Genomic DNA, 22604 nt, shown 5'->3' with positions numbered 1-22604 from the left:
CTATCCAGAAGTTAACCGGAGAATTGGTTAATGTATCTGCAGGTTTCGTTTGTCTTCTGTCCTCCTCCAGAAAATCCGTTCGGCCGGTGGGATTTCCCCGGTGCTGCAGCAGTGCGAGCCGCTCTGGGCATCGCTGGAAGCGGTCGGGGAAAAGTGGGCGAAGGTAATCTTTGAACACGACCTGGCAGCGCAGGTTATCCAGAAGACGCCGCTCAACGGAAAGGAAGCCGAAGAGCAGATGTCTGAACGTTTCGGCTATATCTGTTTACCATACTCGACCACTGGCCTGCGTGCCGTCGCGCTCGACAGTTCGACAGCCAGACGGTACGCCGCCATCAAGCTGAAGCAGGCCAGCGACACACTCTCGCAGTCGCCTCGCCTCTTCCTGCGCCTGATGTGTGATCATCCCGCGCGCACGCTCTGGAAGGAACTTGCCAAGGCGATTCCGGTCGGTCCGGACTTGCCTGCAGATTTTTCCGTGGTCGATCCGGCAAGCCTTCCTGACAGTTTCGACCCCCAGGAAAAGCTGATCAAGGTCGTCCTCGCCTTCGCCGAGGAGGGCGAAGAGGATGGCTGGCTGCTCGAAGGCGGAGAAGAATTCCCGGAACTTCACCTGTTCTACGAGGCCGCCTCTCTGACGCGCCATGCCGGTCTGATGCATGAAAAAGCCTCGACGGGAAAGGCGGCCGCCGACCCGGCAGGGCAGGCAAATCTGCGCAAGCAGATGCGCACGTCGACCATCAAGCTGGATGCCGTGCTGGAGCGCCTGTCGCTCAGCCTGGCCGACTGCTCCCGTTTCGAGGTTGGACAGGTGATCCCGCTTCCCGATGTGGAGCCGGGCATTCTCTCGCTTTGTGCAGAGACCATGCATGGAAGCGTCGCGATCAGCCAGGCTGAGTTAGGCACTTGGAAAGGCAAGCGTGCTCTAAAGCTGACCTCACCAGTTCTGGAAAGTTTTGCCCAGGAGATTGCCGAGATTTGATCTGGCTTGACGGGGTCTGCGCTGAGGGGCGCGAAGGAGGAAATAAGTGAATGCAATTCTTGGTCTGATCGTCACTGTTGCCATGGTGTTTGGCGGCTACCTGCTGGCCGGCGGTCACATGGAAATCATCATGCACGCCCTGCCTTTCGAGGGCATGATGATTGGTGGTGCGGCCATCGGCGCGCTGCTCGCCGCCAACGATTTCAACACGGTCAAGCATACGATGGGCGATGTCGTCGCCGCGTTCACCGGCGCGAAGTGGAAGAAATCCGACTATCAGGACCTTCTTTGCCTGATGTCCGAACTGCTCAACGTGCTGCGCCAGAACCCGGTCGACATCGAGGTCCATATTGAAGACCCGCAGCAGTCAGCGATCTTCCAACGCTATCCGAAAATCCTCAAGGATCACGACGCGGTTGAGATGATCTGCGACACGATCCGTTCGATGCTTATGAACTTCGACAATGTTCACCAGGTCGAAGAACTGCTCGAAAAGCACCTTGAAAGTCTGCAGGAAGAGAAATTGCACGGTTCGCACGCCCTGCAGAACATGGCCGACGCACTTCCGGCGCTTGGCATCGTCGCGGCTGTGCTCGGCGTGATCAAGACCATGGCGTCGATCGACAAGCCACCTGAAATCCTTGGTGGCATGATTGGCGGCGCGCTCGTCGGAACCTTCCTCGGCGTGTTCCTTGCCTATGGCGTCGTTGGCCCCTTCGCCGCCCGCGTCAAGGCGATCCGCATGGAAGAGCATTTCTTTTACTCGATGATCGGCGAAGTGCTGGTGTCGAACCTTCACAAGAACCCGGTCAACATCTGCGTAGAGGTGGCCCGCCGCCACGCTCCCGCGCGGGTGCGTCCATCCTTCAACGAAATCGAGCAGGCGCTGAAAGGGCTGAAACAGGCCGCGTGACACACAGACTGCCCATATGTCTCTTCGCGCTTGCAATTCCGCTGGCGCAGACGGCTGCTGCAGAGCAGCCGTCTCAAGGCGTTCAGGGGGTAGTGAACGACGAGATGGACCGGCTGCCGGCGCAGCTTGACAGTTTCGTGCAGGAAGCGATTGACCAAGGGCTCCTGAAACGCTCTTCGCCTGTCGGCACGGGCCCGGCCATGCCATCCACACCGCAGGCCGCACCGCCATCCACACCGCAGGCCGCACCGCCATCTGCGCAGCTGGCCGCGCCTGAAGAAGCGTCTGTACCGCAACAGGTTTCGCTACGGCCGCGCCAGGGTGCAGAGGTGCAGACCGGTTGCGCGGTCACCTCTGCCTACGATTTCTCCGACTTCAGGGAGCTCAGCACCTATTCCGACCTGATGAGCTGGCGAGGTGTGCTCGGAGCGGAAGACACAGACACTTCGAGAACGCTGCTCGCCAAGGCCTACCTCGTTCTCGGCATGAATGAGGAAGCGCGCATGCAGCTGGTTGGCAAGGCCGACCGGACGTCGACGGCGCTGCGCGAATTCGCCTGGCTGATGGAAGCGCGGTCATTCCCGAACATATCCTATTTTTCCGATCTCGCCGACTGCGATGAGGAGGCCCGCATCTGGCTCGCCCTTGCCCGGCTTCGCGCCGGCGACCCTTCCGGGGCGCAGATCCTGTCGACGCAGCTCAGTTCATTCCGCCACATGCCGCTTCGCCTGCGCGTGAACTATGCCGGGCTCGCCATACCGGCCCTTGTTCGCATGAAGGAAGCAACGCTCATCGAGAAGCTGCTGGCCACCTTCAGCAAGGATGAGATCGAGTATTACTCACGGCTCAAATTCGTGAAGGCGCTGTACGATTTCTCGCGTGCGACCCCCGGATCGGAGCAGGTCATGCGCGACTATTTCAATAGGCTCTCCTATCGCGACGAAGCCGGCGCGGCGCTGCGACGCGCAGGGCTGGATATCGATGCCGAATACGAAACCGAACTGGTGACGCGCCTCGTCGACGATTATGGCCAGCTGCCAGAAGACATTCCGGTCGAAGCCAGCCTGGATGTGCTTCTGCGCGATCTCAATCGCGCTGCTGATTACGGGATGACGCTACAGCTGGCATCGGTTCCGGCAGCACAGTCGCCTGAGGCGCAGGCTCGCCTCGCAGACCACTATGCCAACCTTGTCGCAGCTGATCTCGCCAGCACGAAGAAGCTCTGGAACATCCGCGGCATGGACGCGCTGCTGAACGGCGAAGACTTGCTTGATGGCCACGAAGATCTCGAGGCCAGACTGGGCGAGGCCGCTGCCCTTGCTGCCCATCTTGGCCTGAAATCCATGTCCGCAAAGCTCTCGGCCAAGCTGGACTCCGACGACCAACTCGCCATCGCACAGGCTGAGCTTGCCTACCGGCTCGCTGACGGCAAACAGCTCGAAGCTCTCGCCCTTCAGAATACGGGCATTGAACAGATCACTCGCCTCGCCGCGCTCGACGCTGTCCGCAGCGGCGATGCAGCGCGGTTCGCGGCGCTGTCGGACCGTCTGCCGGCGGATCCGGATTTCGCCCTCCTGCTCGTCGAAACCGATGCCGCAAGCGGTCACCACATCGTACCCGACATCTTCTACCAGCGCGCCCGCGATGCCGGGGGAGAAGGTGGGGAGACAACCCTCAACCAGATCATGACCGCCCGCAAGGCGCTCGCCAGCGCCAGCGAACAGCCGCCCCGCGTGGCGCTTGCTGATGTTCCGGGCAGCCTCACACGCGTCGGAGCTTCGCTTCAGGCCAGTTCAATGGAGATGCGCTGATGTCCAATGCCATTTACGCCGCCCTCGCAAGACAGACCGGCCTCATGAACGAGATGCAGGTCGTCGCGAACAATCTCGCAAACTCCAGCACGACCGGATACAAGTCCGACCGCGCCATTTTTGCCGAGTTCGTGGCCCAGGCCGGCCAGAACATGCCGGAACTGTCCATGGGCGGGCTCGCCGGACACGCCTTTGACCTGGAGCAGGGCGGCCTGCGGTTCACGGGCGGCAAGTTCGACCTCGCTATCCAGGGCGAGGGCTATTTCCTCGTCGAGACACCGCAGGGCCAGATGCTGAGCCGCGCCGGTCATTTCCAGCTCAACGAGCAGAGTGAACTGATCGACAGCGCGGGCAACAAGGTCCTCAATGCGGGCGGCGGCGGGATCACCATTCCCGAAGACGCACGCATCGTCTCGATCGCAGGTGATGGCACAATCTCCGCCGACGGCCTGATTGTCGATCAGGTCGGCGTGGTCGTTCCGAACGGGCAGCTGATGCGCGAGAGCAATACCATGTTCAGCACCAGGGATGGCTTCGCCCAGGCCGAAGAGCCACGCGTCGTTCAGGGCGCGCTCGAACAGTCCAATGTCGAGCCGGTGCTTGAGGTTGCGCGCATGATCGAAGTGCAGCGTGCCTATGAGGCTGGCCAGGCCCTCATCGAACGCGAAGACGAAAGAATAGAGAAATTTATCAGTACCTTGCGCCAACTCTAACACTGGATGTGATTAAAGGGAGGACCCTATGAAGTCACTGCAGATTGCAGCCACCGGCATGGCCGCGCAACAATTGCGCGTCGATGTCATCTCGAACAACATTGCCAATATGAGCACCAATGCTTACCGGCCCCGCACGGCCGAGTTCGCAGACCTCATGTACCAGCAATACATGACGCCCGGCACAATCACATCGCAGACGGGGACGATCGTTCCAGCCGGTGTCCAGATGGGCACGGGTGTAAAGCCTGCCTCGGTCTCCATGGAGATCACGCAGGGTGCGCTGCGCCAGACGGGCGCAGAGCTCGACCTGGCCATTGACGGCGCCGGCTTCCTGGAAATCACGCTTCCTTCCGGTGAGTCCGCCTACACCCGGGACGGCAACCTCAACCGCAGCGCCGACGGCCAGCTTGTGACCAAGGATGGCTATGAGCTTACCGACGGCATTGTCATCCCGGAGGATGCCCGCCGCGTCTCGATCAGCCCGGATGGCGAAGTCGTCGCCTATTTCGACAACGAAGCCGCCGGCCAGCCCATCGGTAACATCTCTCTCGTCCGCTTCGTCAATGAGAAGGGCCTTGAGGCGATGGGGGACAACCTCTTCCGCGAGACCGAAGCCTCCGGCGCGCCAAACCGGCTCGTTCCGGCCACCGAAGGCGTTGGCCAGATCCGTCAGGGCTATCTTGAGGAGTCCGGCGTCGATGTGGTGCAGGAAATTTCCGAACTCATCGAGGCCCAGCGCGGCTATGAGCTGAACTCCAAGGTCATCACGGCAGCTGACGAAATGCTCGCCGCGACGACGAGGCTGCGCTGATCATGGCTCTCCTTGCTTCACTTGTTTCCGGCGCTGTCGTGGCCATGGCGGGCGCACAGGGCGTCGTTGCAACCGACGTTATCCGTGCGGGCGATATTGTCCTGCCGGAAATGGTATCGACCGAGGATGGCGGCTCTGTCGCCGACAGCCCGGTGATTGGCCGAGAAGTTCGCCGCACGGTCTATGCCGGACAGGAAGTTCGCCTCGACAACACGCAGGCCCCTCGCCTCGTGACCCGCAACCAGCTCGTCACCGTCAAGTATATCAGCGGCGGTCTCGAAATCACGACGACAGGCCGTGCCATGGGCGAGGGTGCCCAGAATGACACGGTCAGTGTTCTCAACCTGCAATCACGCAAAATGGTCAATGGCATCGTCCAGGCCGAAGGATGGGTGCTCGCACAATGAAACCCTTGATCCCGACATCCATCGCCGCACTCGGTCTTGCCGCCTGCGCTTCGAATGCCGCCCAGCAGCAGGCTGCGCAGATGCCGCCGCCACCGCAGCTCGTCTCGGTCGCCAGCGAAGTGCGCACGACGGCCCCTGCGTCTCAAACCAATTCGCTGTGGACAACCAATTCAGACTCGCTGCTCAGCATGCGCCGCGCCAAGGCGGTCGGTGACCTGCTGACCGTGATCGTCGAGATGGACGACCGCGCCAGCATGCAGAATTCGCTGTCGCGCAATCGCGGCACGAATGCGGACTTCAACCTCGACGCGCTCTTTGGTCTGCCCGATCTTGCGGGCAATTTCCTGCCAAACGGGGCGAGCCTCTCACCCGGCATCGATTACAGCCGCAATCAGGCACTGACTGGTAATGGCGCGATCAACCGTGCGGAAAAGGTGACCTTCACGCTTGCTGCCCGCGTCATCGGGCTTGAGCCGAACGGCAACCTGATCATTCAGGGCTATCAGCAGACCCGCGTCAGCAATGAAGTCCGCGTGCTGACCGTGCAGGGCGTTATCCGCTCGCAGGACATCACACGCACAAATACCGTCACCTACGACAAGATCGCCGACGCCCAGCTCGCCTATGTCAGCTCCGGTGAGGCGACGGCCGCAATCCAGAGCGGCGCTGTGCCCAAGCTGCTTGATAAAGTCGTGCCATTCTAGGGAAACACCATGAACAAGATCATCCCGGCGATTATTGCTGGTCTCTTCATTCTTATTGGCGGTGCCGGCGGATTCTACCTGAAGAATTCGGGGTCGGCCAATGCCTCGACCGCGGAGCCTGGCGGGCATGGCAAGACTTCGTCAGGCCATGGTGAAGAGAAAAAGGGTGACGGCCACGGCGACAAGAAATCCAAGGGCGGGCATGGCGGGGAGGCGAAATCGGGCTCCGGCGAAGTGAGCTATTACCGGTTCACCCGCGAATTCGTGGTCCCCATCATCTCCAATGAGCGCGTCGACAGCCTCGTGATCCTCAACCTCAATCTCGAAGTCGACAATTCAGTATCGGACAAGCTGTTCTCAATGGAGCCCAAGATCCGGGACAATATCATGACGACGCTGATCAAGCTGTCGAATGATGGCGATACGCTGCACTCGCTGACCGATGTGGAGAATTACGAAATGATCCGCGCGTTGATCCTTGCAAACCTGCAGGATGTCATCTCCGACGGGATCAGGAATGTGCTGATCCTGGATATGGCCAAGCAGGACCTTTAGTCGGGCAGTCCGAAACCGGGTCTATTCGTCGTCGATCTTGCTCACCTTGTCGACGCTGGCAGAGAGATTGGACGATGTGCCGACGCGCATTGTGCCATTTTCATTGGCGACATTCGTCACCGTGGTTTTCACCTGGGGCGCTGCAGTGCCAAGGAAGTTCGTTCCCGAATAAAGGTCGATCCCGAACTCGAAAATCTGGTCGGTCTGGGCTTCGACGCCGCTGAGGGTCTGTCCATTCCAGCTATGGGTCTCGTCGGAAAGGTCGAGTGCCTTGGTCCAGATGGTTTCGCCGGCCGAGTCCTTGATGTTCAGGATGGCCTTGTCGGCGGCGTCTGGCGCATTGACCATGAAGTCCACCGACTGCCCGGAATAGGGCACCCAGGACGATTCAACCGTCACGGACTTGCCGATCCACTCACTTGCAAACATGGCATGAATATCGCCAATCATGCTCGCCATGCTTTCGAGGCTCGCATTGCCGCGCACCTGCTGCTCAAGCGAGGAGAAGGTCGCAAGCTGCTCGACGAACTGGGTCGAATCGAGCGGAGAGAGCGGATCCTGGTTGCGCAGCTGGGCGGTCAGGAGCTTCAGGAAGTTGTCGAATTCCTCGCCCATCTGTGGCTGCGACAATTGCGCGGTCTGTTGCTGGGCCGTGGTATTCGTCTGCGTATTCGTTGCTGAAGTGACAGTGCTCATGGGTGAGCCTCTCAGAGTTTGAGGTTGATGCCGGATGTGGCAATCATGTTCGTGCGTCCGCGATAGTTGACGATGTGCTGAACGTCCGTCTGGTTCTCGCGCTCGATCGCGCCGGTGAAGCCGTTCCCCACCCGATCCTGCCATTGCGCATGGCGCTGCGGTGTGTCCTGGCTGAACGACATGTTGCTGGCTGACAGGCCGTTCTGTTCAAGCGACTGGACGAGCTGTGCGTGCATCTGGCGAAGCTTGGTCATGGCTTCTGGCGTTTCGCCGGTCACCACAACATGCTGCAGGCCCTGACCGTCGAATTTGAATTCTATGGAGACGCGGCCCAGCTCGGGTGGGTCGAGCTGGATAGCGATCTTCTCTGGTCTATCGCCTGCGCCAAGGCGCGTGGTAACAATGTCGGTAATCTCTTCCGGCGCGGCAACGAGGGTTGCGGACATCGCAGCCTGAGCCGGACTGGCCAGCGCCCCGGCCGCCAGGTTCACGGAAGGCGCGGAGGGTGCCGCAGCTGTCTGGATCAGGCTCTGGAACGGAGCCGGTGCAGCCTGGCTCGAGCTGGATGAGCCTGTCATTGCCGTGTCGATGGCTGCTTCGGCAAATGACGGGACAGACCTCTCGGAACGGATCGGCGCAGCAAGCTTGCTGATACGTTCACGCTGGGCGGTATCTGCCGTCCCGATTTGTGGGGTTTTCGCCATGTCGGTGACGCCCGCCGCTCTGGCGTTCACACCTGCCGGCGGCTCGGCCCTGGTCTTTCCATTCGCCTTTTCCGGCCTTGCTGGCATGACGCTGGCCATTGCGGCAGGCGTCATCTCAGCCTTCGGCTTGGCGGCACCTTCGTCCTCGTCGGTCCGTGCGGTCATGATATCCGGCGCCGTCCCATCCGATTGGGTTTCGACAGGCTGCCCCGCCGCCTCTTTCGAAGCCTGCGCAAGGTCTGCGGCCGTTTCAGCCGCTCTGGTCAAGGCGTCTGGCGCGGTCCCCGGTACAAGATCGATCTCCGAGGGAGGGGCATCCGCCTGTGAAGTGAGCGGCGCCATCGGCTCTGCGTCTGCGGTTGCCTGTGTGAGTTCAGGCGAAGACATAGCGATTTCCCGCATGGAGTCGGGAGTTGTGGAAGGCCATTCGCCAGGTGCCTTGTCGGAAACCAGGGGCAGAGTGAGCCGGGTGGAGGTCGCCATTGGTGAGGCGTTTGCAACCAGGTTGTCTTCAGTCGACTGTCTGTCTGTTGGAAGAGCCTTCGCGCCATTCAGCGCTGAAGCGAAGCCACGGCCATTCTCCGTGCTGATTGCCTGTGCGCGCCCGCGAGATGTGGAGCGTCCGGCGTCTGCAAGGTTCAGCAAATCGCTGGGAAATGGGGCGGGCATCCTGCCTCCCTATTAGTGGTCTCTTAACCAAACCTGCACCAACACTGGTAAAATATGATTTAACGGCCACCCGGAAATTCGCGGTGGCGAGAAAACTCGGATGGGAAGTGCGTCGCCATGGGCCCTGTTGATTTTCCAGTCCAGAATTTCGCTGCGAAGACGCCCGAAAAGGCGCCCGCAATGCCCGCGCCTGAAGATGCCCGCTCTGACATTGCCAAACGCTTCGAGCAGATGCTCTGGGCAGAGATGTTGCGGCATACGGGACTTGAAGATGCGCTGACGCGTTCGGGCGGGCAGGGAACGGAAGCCTTTACCCAGTTCGTCATCGAGGCGATCGCCGAGGACATTGCCGAACAACACCCGCTCGGCCTCGATCCGATCCCCGTTGCTGCCGAGGCCTATGCCCGGCTGGACAAGGAAGGAAAAGCAGAATGAGCACGCCTGAAGCTGCAGGAAACATTCTTGATCACCTCCAGTCCGTCCTGGAAGCTGAACACCAGGCCCTGCTCGCCGGACAGGCGGGCACCGCTGCCAGTCTGCTTGAGCAGAAGATGAAGGCGATGAGCGCGTTCGACACGCTGCTCCAGCAACCTGAACTGATCCGCGCGTTGCCCGATTATAGCGCCCGCATGGAGCGCATTATTTCTCTCGCCAGCGAGAATGCCGGACACTTCAATGCCGTGCGCAATGGCGTGAACAGCGCGATCTCCCGGCTCGGCTCTTCGGCCGGAAATTCATACGTCGGTGCCTACCAGGCAAATGGCGCTCAAACCGCCTTTACCAAAGCGGTCGGGGGCTACGAGAAAAAAGCCTGACACGGTTAACGGATTATCCATCTGTGTCATTTACCTCTCAACCTCAAGACCAAGATTGGTTCGGGGTTTTCCCGCTGTCAGGACGACAAAAAAATTTTGGAAACAAAGGGTCGCCGCGAGGCGATAACCTGACATCAGAGGGGCTGACACATGTCTAGCATTCTTACCAATACCAGTTCGATGGTTGCGCTCGAAACGCTGCGCAACATCAACCGTAGCCTTGAAACCGTCCAATCGGAAATCTCGACCGGCAAGAAGGTTTCTTCTGCCAAGGACAACGCTGCCATCTGGGCAATCTCGACGGTCATGTCGACGGACGTGGAAAGCTTCAAGCAGATCACCGACACGCTGAATAAAGGCTCGTCGGTTGTGGGCGTTGCTCGCGCTGCTTCCGAGCAGATCACCAGCCTGCTTCAGGACATGAAAGAGCTGATCGTGTCGGCTCAGGAAGACCTGAACGCTGATGACCGCGCCAAGATCCAGACCGACATTGACGCGCTGAGCACGTCGATCAGCAATATCGTCAACGCCGCTCAGTTCAACGGCCAGAACCTGCTGAAGGGCACGGCGAGCATCAGCGTGCTTGCATCGCTCGACCGCGCCGCTGACGGTACGGTTTCGGCAACAAACATCACGGTGTCCCGCAACGACCTGCAGACGAATGCTGCCACAGCTGCAGCCGACAAGGCAAATACCGACGCGGGCTACGTTTCGACGGCTGACTCGATCACTCCGAGCGATGTTGCCAAGGGTGCCTCTGAAGGCGGCTACATGTCGACGGCCCAGACCGGTCAGATCACTGACGGCAACACTGCAACCATCACGCTCAAGGGCGGTGCAATCTCTGCGGGTGATGTGTTTACGATCAACGTTGGCGGTGCCGACTACTCCGTCACCGCGACGGCTGGTCAGACCATCAACGACATCGCTGCGGCTCTCCGCACGGCGATCGATGCAGGCTCGATCAGCAATCTCGACCCAGCTGGCGGCGCAAATGCTGCTGACCCACTTGTCAATGACGCGACCATCACGCTGACGGCGAACGGCGCTGCCGTTGCATTCGATGAGTCCGGCCTGGCTTCGACCAAGTCTGTTTCACAGCTTGCTGACACTGAAACCGCTGATGTCTCGATCGCTGGTGGCACGATCACCGCAGGTGACACGTTCACCGTCAGTGCCGGCGGAAGTGACTACACCTACACCGCTGTCGACGGTGACACGAACAACGACGTTGCTGCAGGCCTCAAGGCCCTTCTCGACGCCGCCAGCATCACCAACCTCACGGTTACTGTGACCGATGCGGACGATCCAACTTCTGACGCAGCCACACTGACGCTTGAAGCCGATGGCGGTGCTGTTGAAGTCAACCTCAGCGGTCTCGCCTCGCAGAACGCTGCAGTTGCAGCCGGCGGCCTCGGCTCCCTGGCGACGCTCAGCGTTTCGACATCGTCCGATGCCTCCACGGCTCTGACCACGATCGAATCCCTGCTGTCCACAGCGATCAACGCTGCGACTTCTTTCGGTTCGGCTCAGAAGCAGATCGAAGGCCAGTCCGAATTCGTCCAGTCGCTCATCGATTCGATGACGGCCGGTATCGGCAGCATGGTTGACGCAGACATTGAGGCGGCTTCTGCAAAACTGCAGGCGCTGCAGGTTCAGCAACAGCTCGGCATCCAGGCGCTTGCAATCGCCAATGGTCAGCCGCAGACACTTCTGGCGCTGTTCCAGTAAGAATGACACTAACCGGACCGGGCGCTTCGCGCGCCCGGTTCACCTGATAACACTATGTGAGGGTCCATGCACAATCTGGCGCGCAAGGCGTATAGCGACGTCACAAGCCGTACGGCGACTGACAAACAGATCGAATATGCCCTGTTTAGTGATATCACGAATGCTCTTAAGGACGTGGCGGCACAGGACATGCCGCCTCCTGCCGTTTGGGCTGAAGCGATTGATCGCAATCTCCAGCTTTGGCTTGCCCTGTCCGTTGATCTTCTCAATCCGGATAACCGGCTTGACCCGCAACTGCGCCGCGGACTGCTCAACCTTGGCGAAATGGTTCGCCGCATCAGTCACCGCGTGCTTTCGGGTGAGACCGACCTCACCGAAATTATCGAAATCAACGAAGCCATCATGGCGGGCCTGTCCGGCGACCCGGGTTCTGGCCTCGCGGGAGTTGCTGCCTGATGTCTGGACTGATCCTGAAACTCGCTGCCGGCGAGCGCGTCGTCGTGAACGGAGCCGTGCTCGAGAATGGCGACAAGCCCGCCAGCCTTCGCGTGGCCGATGCTGATGCGCGCGTCCTTCGCTGCCGCGACGCGCTGCGCCCGGAAGACGTCGATACACCGGTCAAGCAGGTCTACTACGCCATCCAGCTTCTGATCACTGGCGACCTCAAGGCCGATAATGTCCTGCCCGCCATATTCAAGGAAATCGACCGCTTGGAAGACGCCTTTTCCAGCATCGACACGACCCTGATGGGCCAGCTGCGTGAGATGATGCGCCGCGGCAACCATTATTCGGCGCTCTGCCATCTCAAGCACATTCTCGAACTTGAGAAAGAGCTGCTGAACCACGCCGCCCTGCGTCAGCGCATGCCAGAGCAGGCAAAGGTGGCCTGAACCGATGTTCCAGCCGGCCATACCCTTGTCCGGTTATGGGGGGTGGAAGCTCCTCCAGTCGACCTATTCGCGCCAGCTGGAAGGCTTTGCCGATTCCGCCAGCGTAAAGAACGACCGCAACTATCTCACAGAAAAACTGTCCTCGCCGATCAGCCTGGATGACTTCATGTCTGATCGCCGCCTCCTGCGCGTCTCGATGACGGCATTCGACCTTGGCGGCGAGGAATGGAAAGGCGGCTTCATCCGCAAGGTACTGGAAGAAGCGGTGACCCCCGACAGTACCTTCCTCCAGCGCCTCAACAATGCCGACTACACGCGCTTTTCCGAGACCTTCAAATTCGAGGACGGCACGCTCAGCCTCTCGGCAGACCAGATCGAGTCGATCGGCGACAATTACGAAACGGCTGCGTTCCGCGCTGCTGTCGGAGACGTCGACGACAATATGCGCCTCAGCCTGAACTATCAGTCCAAGATCGTCGATATTGCAGGCTCCGGGGCGAGCGAGACCACGATCCTCTATCGCCTGCTTGGCAATCCGCCGGTGCGGCAGGTCATCGAGACGGCGCTCAACCTGCCAGCCGAGATGAGCAAACTCGACATCGACAGGCAGGCCGCGATCCTGATGGACAAGTTCCAGAGCGTTCTCGGCATCTCGAAGGCTTCAGACCTCGTGAATATCGACAATGTCGACAAGGTGCTGCAGCGGTTTCACATCATGAACACCGTCAATAGCGGTCCATCGACGACCACGCCTGGCTATGCGGCGCTGACCCTGCTTGGTGGCGGTTCGGGTCTTGGCGCCATCGGTAGCCAGAACCTCTTCCTCAGCCTGCTTTAGGAGGGGTCAGCCTACCGGATTGTCGCTTCCAGTCTTCAACAGGCTGGACAGGTGCGCGAAAGCGTCCTTGATATCGCCAGCATTCGTCTCTGATACGAACCGGTCGAGACGCGGGTAAAGCTCGATCGCGCGGTCGCCTTCTGCATCATGGCCCTTTTCATAGAGGTTCGCCCGGATCATCGGCGCAACTTCCTCATACAGTGCGACATTGCGCCGGTACTGCGAAAGCAACCGGTTCTCGTCGTCGCTGGCGGCCCGTGGCAGGGCGCGCGAAACACTCTTCAGCACGTCGATGGCGGGATAGCGGTAGCGCTCGGCAATATCCCGCGACAGGACGATGTGGCCATCCAGAATGCCGCGGATCATGTCCGCGACCGGCTCTTCCATGTCGGAGCCTGCGACAAGGACCGAGAAGATCGCCGTTATGTCGCCCTGGCTTGTTGCGCCGGGGCCAGAGCGTTCGGCGAGTTCGGCAATGGTGCGCACGGTCGATGGCGGAAAGGCGTGCAGGGCAGGGGTCTCCCCACCGATCAGCGCCACTTCGCGGTGGGCTTCGGCAAAGCGTGTGATCGAATCGAACAGCAGCAGCACATGATGGCCCTGATCGCGAAAATGTTCGGCAGCCGCCATGGCGCAATAGGCGGCACGCTTCTTTGCGCCGGGCGGCTCGCTTGCCGTAGCCGTCACGATGACGGACTTCTTGCGCGCGCTTTCCGGCAAGGTGTGGGTCGCAAACTCATTCAGCTCGCGTGAGCGTTCACCGATCAGCGCGATGACGATCCGGTCGGCTTCAACGCCATTGGCGAGCGCGCCAAGCAGCGTGGACTTGCCGACGCCGGACCCGGCAAACAGGCCGAGGCGCTGGCCATGACAGATCGGGATCAGCGTGTCGGTCACCATCAGCCCGGTCTTCAGGCGCGGGCCAAGGCCGTTGCGCAGATGGCTTGGCGGGGCCTTGGCGAGCAGCTTGCGGGGTTTCGCGCCGCGCGGCGCTGGCGGCTTGTCCGCGCCGACAATCTCACCGCGATAATTGATGATCTGCCCAATCCAGTGATCGCCGGGCGTAACTGTCGCTTCCTGGTCGATATAGGCGCGGTCGCCAATGCGGATCGGGTCTGAATTGCCAAACAGGAAGGCTGTTACCCGGTCTCCCGAGATGGTGAGGATCTCGCCGCGTACACCACCTTCGGCCGTGTCGACCAGGACTTCATTGCCCACGCCCGCATGCGAGCTGACCCCCGCAATTGAGACGACGCCCGGACTGACATCCGTCACGGTGCCCCAGAGGTGGCACAACCGGTCCGGCAGGGATTTAGCCAACTGCAACATGTAAACAGAACCCGCGAATCCATTAACCTTTTATTCAACGTACAGGTCCAGTTTTGCCAAAGAGTTAACCAAGGCGGACGCGTCATGTTCTCGAATCTGGATGTCTTCAAAATCTACAGCGCAATGGCTCGCCATGCTGCGGACAATCAGAGCGTGGCGGCCAGGAACCTCGCCCATTCCGATGATCCAGGGTTCAAGGCGAGCGAGCTTGAATCCTTCCAGGATTACATGGCGCGGATGGCCGCAAATCCTGCAGGCAGTGAGGAATTCAAGATCCGCCGCGCCGATACGCCGGCCTCTCCGAATGGCAACACGGTCAGCATCGAGCAGGAGCTTTACCGCTCTGCCGAAGCGATGAGCCAGCATGAGATGGCACTCACGGTCTACACCAAGTCTCTCGATCTGCTGCGCACGGCGATCGGGAAGAAATAGAAAGGGTGAAGCTCAATGAATTCGATTAAGGATACGATGGCGCAGGCGATGCAGGGCATGCGCGTCCAGTCGGAACGCATCGACATCACCTCGCAGAACATCTCAAACGTCGACACACCCGGCTACCGCCGCAAGATGCTTGTCGTGGATGGTAATGCCGAAGCCTTCAAGGCCATGCGCATCCAGATCGACCAGACCGAAGGCCAGCGCGAATTCAACCCGTCGCACCCAATGGCCGACGGCGAAGGCTATGTGACGATGTCCAATGTCTCGCTCGTCACCGAGATGGCTGACATGCGCGAAGCCAACCGCACCTATGAGGCAAACCTCAACTCATTCCAGCAGGCACGTACCATGTACAAATCCCTGCTCGACATTCTTCGGCGATAGGGGGTCTGAATGACCAATGTGAATTTCGCGGCCTATTCGGCCCTTAACACCGTCAAGCCGGCCGATCAGGCCAAGCCCGCCGCCAAGCCAGAAGAGACCGGCGGTGCCGTCTCCGAAGGCTTCTCGGCGTTCAAGCAGACGCTGCAGCAAGCCGAACAGACCGCCATCCAGACCGCCGTCAGCGGCGCGGACCCGCACGCCATGGTGCAGGCGCTCGCCAATGCAGAGCTTGCCCTCGATGCAGCCGTCACGATCCGCGACAAGGTGGTCGAGGCCTATCAGGAACTCCTGCGGATGCCTGTCTAGGGCTTTCGCGAGATGACCGAGCTTGCGATCTTCGAAATCCTGCGAGGGGCCTTCTGGACAGCCGTCCTGATGAGCCTGCCGATCCTCGGCGTCACGCTGGTCATCGGTTTTGTCATCGGCCTCCTGCAGGCCCTGACCTCGATCCAGGAACTGACTCTGACCTTCGTTCCGAAGATCATGGCGGTCGTCATCGTCTTCTTCCTGACGCTCGGCTACATGACCAATGTCGCGCTCAACTTCTTCAACAATTCAGTGATCCCGCTGATTTCCGGATAGACGCAGAATGCCGACTTCCAGCCTCCTGAACCTTGCCAAGCCGACAACGCTGCTCGCGATCGGTCTGATGCTGGTCATCCTGGTCATGGTCCTGCCGGTTCCGGCCTGGGTGATGGATATCGGCCTGACGCTCAGCTTCGCTTTCGCGATCCTGATTTTCACGACGTCGATCTTCATCGAGAAGCCGCTCGATTTCTCGTCCTTTCCCAGCGTGCTGCTCGCTTCGCTGATCCTGCGGCTCGCGCTCAACGTCTCCTCGACCAAGCTGATCATTTCCGAAGGCCATACAGGCACGGATGCCGCCGGAGGGGTGATTGAAGGCTTCGCCATGTTCATCATGGGCGGCAACCTGTTTGTTGGCCTCGTCGTCTTCGCGGTCCTTGTGATCGTGAACTTCATGGTCATTACCAAGGGGGCGGGTCGCATGGCGGAAGTCGGCGCACGCTTCGCCCTCGACGCCATGCCCGGCAAGCAGCTCGCCATCGATAGCGATCTCGCGGTCGGCGCAATCAGCCATGAAGAAGCCAAGAAACGCCGCCAGCAGGAACAGGAAGAAGCCTCCTTTCTCGGCTCCCTCGATGGTGCGTCCAAATTCGTGAAGGGCGACGCCATTGCCGGCCTTCTCATCACGGCCCTGAACCTGATTGCCGGTATCGGTTTCGGCATCGCCGTGCACGGTCTCAGTATTACCGATGCGCTCGCCAACTATTCCATCCTGACGGTCGGCGACGGCCTTGTCTCGCAGATCCCGGCTGTCATTGTTTCGGTGTCTGCCGCGCTCCTCCTCGCCAAGGGCAAGGAAGATGGCGCCATCGACGTCACCCTGCTGAAGCAGCTTGGTGCCAACCCGTCCGCCCTTGCCATTGTTGCCGGTATCCTCGCCACTTTCGCGCTTTTCCCGGGCCTGCCCTTCATACCGTTCATGATGGGCGCAGCCGGCTTCGGCGCTGCCGCCTATTTCATCCGCCAGGCAGAGAAGGAAAAGGAGGCCGCAGAAGCCGAAGCCAATGCCTTCGAGGCTCCCGAGCCTGCCGTTATCGGCGATTCCATCCATTCCGACGAAATCCACCTCGAAGTCTCGCCAGATCTCGTCGCCCTCGTCCTTCAGGGCTCGGACGGGTTTGAGAGCCGCATCGACAAGATCCGACGTTACATCGCCGAGGAATATGGCTTCGTCCTGCCGTCGATCCGCATGACGGACAATCCGACGCTGGCCAGGAACGCCTATCGCATCCGCATCCAGGGCGTGAAAGTGGATGGCGGAACGCTCCGTCCGGGCTCGGTCCTCGCGCTGATGGAAGACAAGCAGCTGCCGCACCTCAATGGTGAGCGCGTGAAAGAGCCGGTCTACAAGGCATCGGCTCGCTGGCTGCCCACCACGAACAAGCAGGAACTTGCCGCAGCCGGTGTTCCAGCAATCGAGGCCACCGAAGTGCTTGCGACGCACATGCTGGAAGTCATCCAGTCTAACTTCTCGCTCGTCTTCACCCGCCTTGTCATGATGGACACGCTGGACGCTCTCACCCGCATCAGCGACGGCGAACGCGCTGCCGCCAACAAGCGCTTCCTGGACGAATACATTCCCGGCAAGGTCACGCCGGAACAGCTTCTCGCCGTCCTTCGCCTGCTGCTGGAAGAGCGGGTCTCTATCCGCAACCTCTTCCTCATCATCGAGACGATTGGAGAAGCAAAGGCCCAGTCCTCGAATCCGTCGCGAATTGTCGAACTGGTGCGCCAGCGGCTCGGCTTCCAGATCGTCGACAGGCTTCAGGATCATGAGGGGCGTCTGCCGCTCCTGCAGATTTCACCCGGCTGGGAAGAGAAATTCAGCGCGCATGAAATCAACCGCGAAGATGGCGGGTCCGATGTCGCCCTGCCACCGGAGCTTTTCGGAGATCTCACAAACTCCGTCCAGGCCAAGCTCAACGAGTTCGCCCAGAAGGGCGTGACCGCCGCCATCGCCACATCGTCGCGCCGGCGCCGCTTTCTGCAGACCGTTCTCTCCAGCAAGGGCATCCGCAACTCCGTCCTCGCCTATGAGGAAATCGGCTCCCGAAGCAAGCCGTACATCGTCGGCGTCGTCTGATGACCCAGTCCATGCTCCTGACTGCGGAGCTGTCAGGCTGGATCGCGCTCATCATGATCATCATGGCGCGGCTGTCCTTTGTCGTGTTCCTGATGCCGGGCATTGGCGAACAGACCGTACCGGTTCGCGCGCGGATCGGCCTTCTCATCGCTTTCGCCACGGCGCTGGCAGCGGCCAATGTCATCACGCCGCCTGTCATGGACAGCCTGCCGGGCTTCTTCCTAATTCTTGGGGTGGAAGCGACGGTCGGCCTCTTTCTTGGCGTGCTTCTGCGCCTGTCGATCTGGATCCTGTCCATTACCGGCACTCTGATCGCGCAGGTCGTCGGCTTCTCGCAGATGCTGGGGATCGCACTCGAAACCGAGGCCCAGGCGATCACGGCGAACATCATGGCGATGGCCGGTGCCGCGCTGCTTCTCACCATGGACTACCATGTCAGCGTCTTTGTGCGCTTCACCCAGCTCTACAGCGAGATACCAGTCGGCATGATTTCGGGCATCGACCCGATGTTCCTCGCCCGCAGTGCTTTTGGCGGTTTTGCCTTTGGTGTGCTTCTTGCCTGGCCCTTCGTGGCAGTGAACCTTCTCTACAATATCTGCCTCGGCTTCATTAACCGCGCGCTGCCATCCCTGATGGTGGCTTTTGTTGGCGCGCCTTTCATTGTCGGCGCGGGCATGTTGCTTCTTGCCGTCTCTGTCTCCACAATCCTCATGGTCTGGATGGACCGGATCCCATCCCTGATCGGCTGGCTCTAGCGGGAAGGACGGGACGGCGTGGCTGAAGACCAGAATGGTGGCGGTGAAAAGGAATTCGAGGCCACCGAGCAGCGAAAGCGAGAGGCGCGCCGCGAAGGCAATGTCGCCCAGTCAAAGGAGGCCAACTCCTTCGCCCTGATGGCGGGCATGGTGATTTCGGCCGGCCTGTTCGGGATGATTCTTGGCGGTGGTATCTTCAACGAGTTCCAGGCCCTGTTCTACCACGCCGACAGCTACGCCAACGACATTTTTGAAGGCGGCGGCAGCGCATCCTGGGGCTGGCTCGCCAATGTCCTCGTCTGGACGCTGCCCATCTTCCTTGTCCTCTTTGTCATCGTGATCGGTGCGCTGATCCTGCAGGGTTCGATTGCCTTCTCCACCAAGAAGATCAAGCCGGACGTGAAGAAGCTGAACCCGGCTGAAAACCTGAAAAAGAAATACGGTCCCAAAGGGCTTCTCGACTTTGCCAAGGATACAGCGAAGATGATGTTTGTCGGCTTCCTCGCCGCTGTCTTCCTGTTCTTCTTTGTTGAGCACTATTACGCCAGCAGCGCGGTCCAGCTGTCGCAATTCTTCCAGTATACCTTCTCCCAGGTCATGCTGCTCATCCTGATCGTAAGCGCCTTCCAGTTCGTGCTGGCGGCCATCGACCTTCCCATCCAGCGTCAGATGCACGCCAACCAGCTGAAAATGACGCGGGAAGAGGTGAAGAAGGAGATGAAACAGTCCGAAGGCGACCCGCACATGAAGCAGTCGCGCCGCGAAAAGGCCTCCAAGATCACCAAGGGCCAGATGATGCAGAACGTGAAGGAAGCGACGGTTATCATGGTCAACCCCGAACACTATGCCGTGGCGCTCAAATGGGACCCTGACTCCAGCAAGGCCCCCGTCTGTGTTGCGAAAGGCGTCGACCATCTCGCGGCCCGCATCCGCGAAGTCGCCATGGCGAATGATGTGCCGATCTACCGCGACCCACCTTCGGCGCGCTCCATCTACCGTCTGGTCGACATTGATGAAGAGATCCACCCCGAACACTTCGCCGCTGTCGCTGCGGCCATCAGCTTCGTCGACCGGCTGAAGGATCACATGTGATGGCAGCCATGAAGCCGAGGACCGCCCATACCCTGACGCGGCTTGTTGCCCTGCGGCGTCAGAATGCCGAGCAGGCCCTGGGGCAGGCAAGGATCAGCCTGGATGAGGAAAAGGCGAAGCTCGCGGCGCTGCAAGCAGAATTGCGCTCGGCTGCACCCGACTGCGAGCAGGACTATGCCGCGCTCAGCCTGTCAGACCGGTTTGGGAACTCGACCCGTCTGCTCGGCCAGATCGAGGCGCAGAAATCCGTCGTGGCGCTATGCGAGGAAACGCTTGCAATCCGCAGGAAACACCTCAAGCGCGCTTTCGGATCAGAGCAGAGCCTGAAAGACATTGTGTCTAGCCGGAAATAGTCTCGCAGGAGCGCTCCGACAGGCACACCTTGTTCCGGCCCGTGCGCTTGGCCCGATAAAGCTGGACGTCGGCCTTCTCGATGAACTCGGCAGAGCTGATGCCATTCTCATAGGCGGCGACACCGAAGGATGCAGTGATCTGTCCCAGTTTCTCACGGGACTGCCGCAGCAGAAGGCGCTTCTGGCTGATCTGTTCACGAATGCTGTCGATAAGCTTTACGGCGGAGTGAGCCTCGGTCTTTGGCAGGATGATCGCAAATTCCTCTCCGCCATATCGGGCCACCAGGTCGCGGCCTTTGACGTTCTTGCGGATCAGGTGCGCGAAGACTTTCAGGACATCATCGCCGACCTGATGGCCGAAATTATCGTTGATGTTCTTGAAATGGTCGATATCCGCCATGACCAGACAGAGGCTCTCGCCCGTCTTCAGGGCCGCTGCGATGGATTGCTCAAGATGAGCGTCAAAGGAGCGGCGATTGGCAACGCCGGTGAGCGGGTCACGCGTGCTCTGCTTGCGCACATCATCAAGTTCGATGCTTAGCTGTGCGATCTGCTCCTGGGATTTTTCCAGTCCGGCATGCAGTGCGCGGCTACGTTCCACCATGTGCTGGTTTTCCTCGATCAGTCGCGCGAGGACCTTTTTGAGGCCCTCCTGTGTGATCTGGTCCGGAAGGTCGGCGCCGATGCTGTCCAGGGCTTTCTGGAATTCATTGCTGTCGCTCGCGCCGCTGCGCACAAGGTCCACCACGTCAGATATGCGCGCGCTGAATTCCTTGCCGATCCGCTCATTGGTGCGTGTCAGCTCATCTTCCTTCGGCAGGTGAGCCTTGGCGATCTCGCCCATTTCATAGCGGCTGATTTCTGAGCGCCCCTCGATCATCCTGTCGACCGCGCTGACCAGGCTATCGCTGGTGCGGGAGGCATAGGAATACCAGAAAGCATAGGTTTCCGGGAAGGGCGGGGTATTGTGCTCTTCGATGAGGGCGAGGGCCATTTCGGAGAATCGGTAGGATTCCTCGACCTCTTCGGGACCTCTGCCGGGAATGCCGAGTGGGATCGGTTGTTTCGCCGCTGCTGCTGTCATCACTGCCAGACCTTTAGAGATTAGTGAAGTATAACTTGCCGCATGAAGCTGGCTATTTGGTTAAAACTGCGAAGAATTCGCGATTCAAAGCGAATTTATTTGGGGCACGCCCACCAATTTGTGGGTGAACTGGCTTGAGCAGGGGGCCGGGGTGCGGTTCACGCCATTCGCCGCATGGACAATTGGCTGCAAGCGTGATGAAACCCGCAACCAGAATCAGTGACCTGCAATATGAGGGATCACCAAGCGCATGGCCAAAGGTCTCGTAACTCTTTTCGGCGGTTCCGGCTTCATCGGTCGCTACGCCGCCCGCACGCTCGTTGAGGCTGGATGGCGCGTCCGCGTCGCGGTTCGCCGTCCGCACCTCGCTGGAGATGTCAGGCTTGCCGGACCGCCCGGATGGGTCGATCTGGTCCAGGCCAATATCCGTAACCGTGCTTCGGTCGAGCGGGCCGTCGAAGGCGCCGACGCGGTCGTGAACCTTGTCGGCATCCTTTATGAAAAGGGCCAGCAGAACTTTGAGGCCGCCCAGCGCGACGGCGCCATCAATGTTGCAGAGGCCGCCACCAATGCCGGCGTGAGACGTCTTGTCCAGATTTCCGCGATCGGTGCCGATGTCGATTCGCCGTCCGACTATGCCCGCACCAAGGCCGAAGCCGAACTCGGGGTTCGCAAGGCGTTTCCGGGTGCCGTCGTGCTTCGCCCATCCATTGTGTTCGGTCCCGAAGATGACTTCTTCAACCGCTTTGCCGGCATGGCGTCGCATCCGGTCTCGACAGTTGCGCCCTTCCTGCCTGCCATTGGCGGCGGCAAGACAAAGCTGCAGCCGGTCTATGCCGGCGACGTGGCAGATGCCATCGCCGCTGCCGTCTCCCGAGACGATGTCGAGGGCAAGACCTTTGAGCTTGGCGGCCCGCGCGTCTACACCATCAACGAGATTTACAGCCTCATCGGCGAGATCACGGACCGCAAGCGCTACGCCCTGCCGCTGCCCTTCTTCCTCGCCAAGCCGATGGGGCTCGCCTTTGGTGCAATCTGGCGCATCCCGTTCCTGCCCCTGCACACAGTCTTCGGCCCGCCGCCAATCACGGGTGATCAGGTCGATATGCTCAAGAGCGACAATGTCGTGGCTGATGACGCTCTCACCCTCAGAAATCTCGGCGTCACAGACATTGAAAGCGTGGAAGCAATCACCCCGACCTATCTCTGGCGTTACCGCCCCTATGGCGAGTTCCACCAGAAGGGCGAAGCCTGAGCGG

The 22604-nt window shown here is 60.1% G+C and carries 27 protein-coding genes; 23 read left to right on the top strand and 4 right to left on the bottom strand.

Translation table 11 applies throughout. The features are described 5' to 3' along the window. Positions 1 to 49: 49 nt before the first annotated feature. From B8746_RS02875 to B8746_RS02840, 8 genes are read left to right on the top strand one after another with little or no spacing between them, the layout of a single operon-like run. Complete coding sequence (locus tag B8746_RS02875; RefSeq protein WP_084391738.1) at positions 50 to 982, top strand: FliM/FliN family flagellar motor switch protein; 933 nt, start codon at positions 50 to 52, stop codon at positions 980 to 982. A gap of 46 nt (positions 983 to 1028) precedes the next feature. Beyond that, positions 1029 to 1895 (top strand): flagellar motor stator protein MotA, encoded by an 867-nt coding sequence (gene motA / locus B8746_RS02870; protein ID WP_084391737.1) that lies wholly within the window; start codon positions 1029 to 1031, stop codon positions 1893 to 1895. Continuing rightward, positions 1892 to 3706 carry a hypothetical protein gene (locus tag B8746_RS02865; protein WP_143434510.1) on the top strand — a complete coding sequence of 605 codons (1815 nt, stop codon included), beginning with the start codon at positions 1892 to 1894 and terminating at the stop codon, positions 3704 to 3706. Before motA ends, B8746_RS02865 begins: the two co-directional genes overlap by 4 nt. Then, positions 3706 to 4419 (top strand): flagellar hook-basal body complex protein, encoded by a 714-nt coding sequence (locus B8746_RS02860; protein WP_084391735.1) that lies wholly within the window; start codon positions 3706 to 3708, stop codon positions 4417 to 4419. Before B8746_RS02865 ends, B8746_RS02860 begins: the two co-directional genes overlap by 1 nt. Positions 4420 to 4447: 28 nt before the next feature. Next, positions 4448 to 5233 carry a flagellar basal-body rod protein FlgG gene (gene flgG, locus B8746_RS02855; RefSeq protein WP_084391734.1) on the top strand — a complete coding sequence of 262 codons (786 nt, stop codon included), beginning with the start codon at positions 4448 to 4450 and terminating at the stop codon, positions 5231 to 5233. A 2-nt stretch (positions 5234 to 5235) separates the two neighbouring features. After that, on the top strand, positions 5236 to 5640 hold the full coding sequence (flgA, locus tag B8746_RS02850) for a flagellar basal body P-ring formation chaperone FlgA (protein ID WP_084391733.1): 405 nt from the start codon (positions 5236 to 5238) through the stop codon (positions 5638 to 5640). Further along, positions 5637 to 6344: a flagellar basal body L-ring protein FlgH gene (locus B8746_RS02845; RefSeq protein WP_233123880.1), complete on the top strand. Its 708-nt coding sequence runs from the start codon at positions 5637 to 5639 to the stop codon at positions 6342 to 6344. Before flgA ends, B8746_RS02845 begins: the two co-directional genes overlap by 4 nt. A 9-nt stretch (positions 6345 to 6353) precedes the next feature. Next, positions 6354 to 6899: a flagellar basal body-associated FliL family protein gene (locus B8746_RS02840; protein ID WP_084391731.1), complete on the top strand. Its 546-nt coding sequence runs from the start codon at positions 6354 to 6356 to the stop codon at positions 6897 to 6899. Between the two features lie 21 nt (positions 6900 to 6920). Here B8746_RS02840 and B8746_RS02835 read toward each other — a convergent pair whose 3' ends face one another. Together B8746_RS02835 and fliK are read right to left on the bottom strand one after the other, a co-directional pair. Beyond that, entirely contained in the window at positions 6921 to 7595 is a 675-nt protein-coding gene (locus B8746_RS02835; RefSeq protein ID WP_084391730.1) for a flagellar hook assembly protein FlgD, read from the bottom strand. 11 nt (positions 7596 to 7606) lie between these two features. Further along, on the bottom strand, positions 7607 to 8968 hold the full coding sequence (fliK, locus tag B8746_RS02830) for a flagellar hook-length control protein FliK (protein WP_084391729.1): 1362 nt from the start codon (positions 8966 to 8968) through the stop codon (positions 7607 to 7609). Between the two features lie 180 nt (positions 8969 to 9148). Here fliK and B8746_RS02825 point away from each other — a divergent pair, with 180 nt between their 5' ends. The 6 genes from B8746_RS02825 to B8746_RS02800 all read left to right on the top strand — a co-directional run bounded on the left by B8746_RS02825 (position 9149) and on the right by B8746_RS02800 (position 13242). After that, positions 9149 to 9403, top strand: coding sequence for a hypothetical protein (locus B8746_RS02825; protein WP_143434509.1), 255 nt, complete (start codon positions 9149 to 9151; stop codon positions 9401 to 9403). Next, positions 9400 to 9783 carry a hypothetical protein gene (locus B8746_RS02820; protein ID WP_084391727.1) on the top strand — a complete coding sequence of 128 codons (384 nt, stop codon included), beginning with the start codon at positions 9400 to 9402 and terminating at the stop codon, positions 9781 to 9783. The genes B8746_RS02825 and B8746_RS02820 overlap by 4 nt, the downstream gene beginning before the upstream one ends. A gap of 150 nt (positions 9784 to 9933) precedes the next feature. Further along, complete coding sequence (locus B8746_RS02815) at positions 9934 to 11514, top strand: flagellin (RefSeq protein WP_084391726.1); 1581 nt, start codon at positions 9934 to 9936, stop codon at positions 11512 to 11514. 66 nt (positions 11515 to 11580) lie between these two features. Continuing rightward, positions 11581 to 11970 (top strand): flagellar biosynthesis regulator FlaF, encoded by a 390-nt coding sequence (gene flaF, locus B8746_RS02810; RefSeq protein ID WP_084391725.1) that lies wholly within the window; start codon positions 11581 to 11583, stop codon positions 11968 to 11970. After that, the gene (locus tag B8746_RS02805; RefSeq protein ID WP_084391724.1) at positions 11970 to 12404 is read left to right on the top strand and encodes a flagellar biosynthesis repressor FlbT; all 435 of its coding nucleotides are present in this window, start codon (positions 11970 to 11972) and stop codon (positions 12402 to 12404) included. Before flaF ends, B8746_RS02805 begins: the two co-directional genes overlap by 1 nt. 4 nt (positions 12405 to 12408) lie before the next feature. Beyond that, entirely contained in the window at positions 12409 to 13242 is an 834-nt protein-coding gene (locus B8746_RS02800; protein ID WP_084391723.1) for a DUF1217 domain-containing protein, read from the top strand. Between the two features lie 6 nt (positions 13243 to 13248). Here the strand turns inward: B8746_RS02800 and B8746_RS02795 are convergent, their stop codons facing one another. Then, positions 13249 to 14571: a FliI/YscN family ATPase gene (locus B8746_RS02795; protein WP_084391722.1), complete on the bottom strand. Its 1323-nt coding sequence runs from the start codon at positions 14569 to 14571 to the stop codon at positions 13249 to 13251. Positions 14572 to 14655: 84 nt separating this feature from the next. Here B8746_RS02795 and B8746_RS02790 point away from each other — a divergent pair, with 84 nt between their 5' ends. The 8 genes from B8746_RS02790 to B8746_RS02755 are packed head-to-tail and all read left to right on the top strand — an operon-like array spanning position 14656 to position 20261. Further along, complete coding sequence (locus tag B8746_RS02790) at positions 14656 to 15003, top strand: flagellar biosynthesis protein FlgB (RefSeq protein WP_233123878.1); 348 nt, start codon at positions 14656 to 14658, stop codon at positions 15001 to 15003. A 15-nt stretch (positions 15004 to 15018) separates the two neighbouring features. Continuing rightward, complete coding sequence (locus B8746_RS02785) at positions 15019 to 15393, top strand: flagellar basal body rod C-terminal domain-containing protein (RefSeq protein WP_084391721.1); 375 nt, start codon at positions 15019 to 15021, stop codon at positions 15391 to 15393. Between the two features lie 9 nt (positions 15394 to 15402). After that, entirely contained in the window at positions 15403 to 15699 is a 297-nt protein-coding gene (locus B8746_RS02780) for a flagellar hook-basal body complex protein FliE (protein WP_084391720.1), read from the top strand. Between the two features lie 12 nt (positions 15700 to 15711). Then, complete coding sequence (locus B8746_RS02775; protein ID WP_084391719.1) at positions 15712 to 15975, top strand: flagellar biosynthetic protein FliQ; 264 nt, start codon at positions 15712 to 15714, stop codon at positions 15973 to 15975. A gap of 7 nt (positions 15976 to 15982) precedes the next feature. Then, the gene (locus B8746_RS02770) at positions 15983 to 18061 is read left to right on the top strand and encodes a flagellar biosynthesis protein FlhA (protein ID WP_084391718.1); all 2079 of its coding nucleotides are present in this window, start codon (positions 15983 to 15985) and stop codon (positions 18059 to 18061) included. A gap of 11 nt (positions 18062 to 18072) precedes the next feature. Further along, entirely contained in the window at positions 18073 to 18816 is a 744-nt protein-coding gene (locus tag B8746_RS02765) for a flagellar biosynthetic protein FliR (protein WP_233123876.1), read from the top strand. An 18-nt stretch (positions 18817 to 18834) separates the two neighbouring features. Continuing rightward, complete coding sequence (locus B8746_RS02760) at positions 18835 to 19908, top strand: EscU/YscU/HrcU family type III secretion system export apparatus switch protein (protein ID WP_084391716.1); 1074 nt, start codon at positions 18835 to 18837, stop codon at positions 19906 to 19908. 8 nt (positions 19909 to 19916) lie between these two features. Continuing rightward, the gene (locus B8746_RS02755; protein WP_143434508.1) at positions 19917 to 20261 is read left to right on the top strand and encodes a hypothetical protein; all 345 of its coding nucleotides are present in this window, start codon (positions 19917 to 19919) and stop codon (positions 20259 to 20261) included. Here B8746_RS02755 and B8746_RS02750 read toward each other — a convergent pair. Continuing rightward, positions 20248 to 21345 carry a GGDEF domain-containing protein gene (locus tag B8746_RS02750; RefSeq protein ID WP_084391714.1) on the bottom strand — a complete coding sequence of 366 codons (1098 nt, stop codon included), beginning with the start codon at positions 21343 to 21345 and terminating at the stop codon, positions 20248 to 20250. The two genes, B8746_RS02755 and B8746_RS02750, sit on opposite strands and share 14 nt — an antisense overlap. Before the next feature lie 250 nt (positions 21346 to 21595). Between B8746_RS02750 and B8746_RS02745 the strand changes: the two genes are divergently transcribed. Next, positions 21596 to 22600, top strand: a complete 1005-nt coding sequence (locus tag B8746_RS02745) for a complex I NDUFA9 subunit family protein (protein WP_084391713.1) — start codon at positions 21596 to 21598, stop codon at positions 22598 to 22600. Positions 22601 to 22604: the final 4 nt, after the last annotated feature.

Origin of the sequence: Henriciella pelagia, assembly GCF_002088945.1 — a bacterium.
Lineage (GTDB): Bacteria > Pseudomonadota > Alphaproteobacteria > Caulobacterales > Hyphomonadaceae > Henriciella > Henriciella pelagia.
The sequence above is the reverse complement of the archived record's forward strand: the minus strand, read 5'-3'. Positions and strand labels throughout refer to the sequence as shown.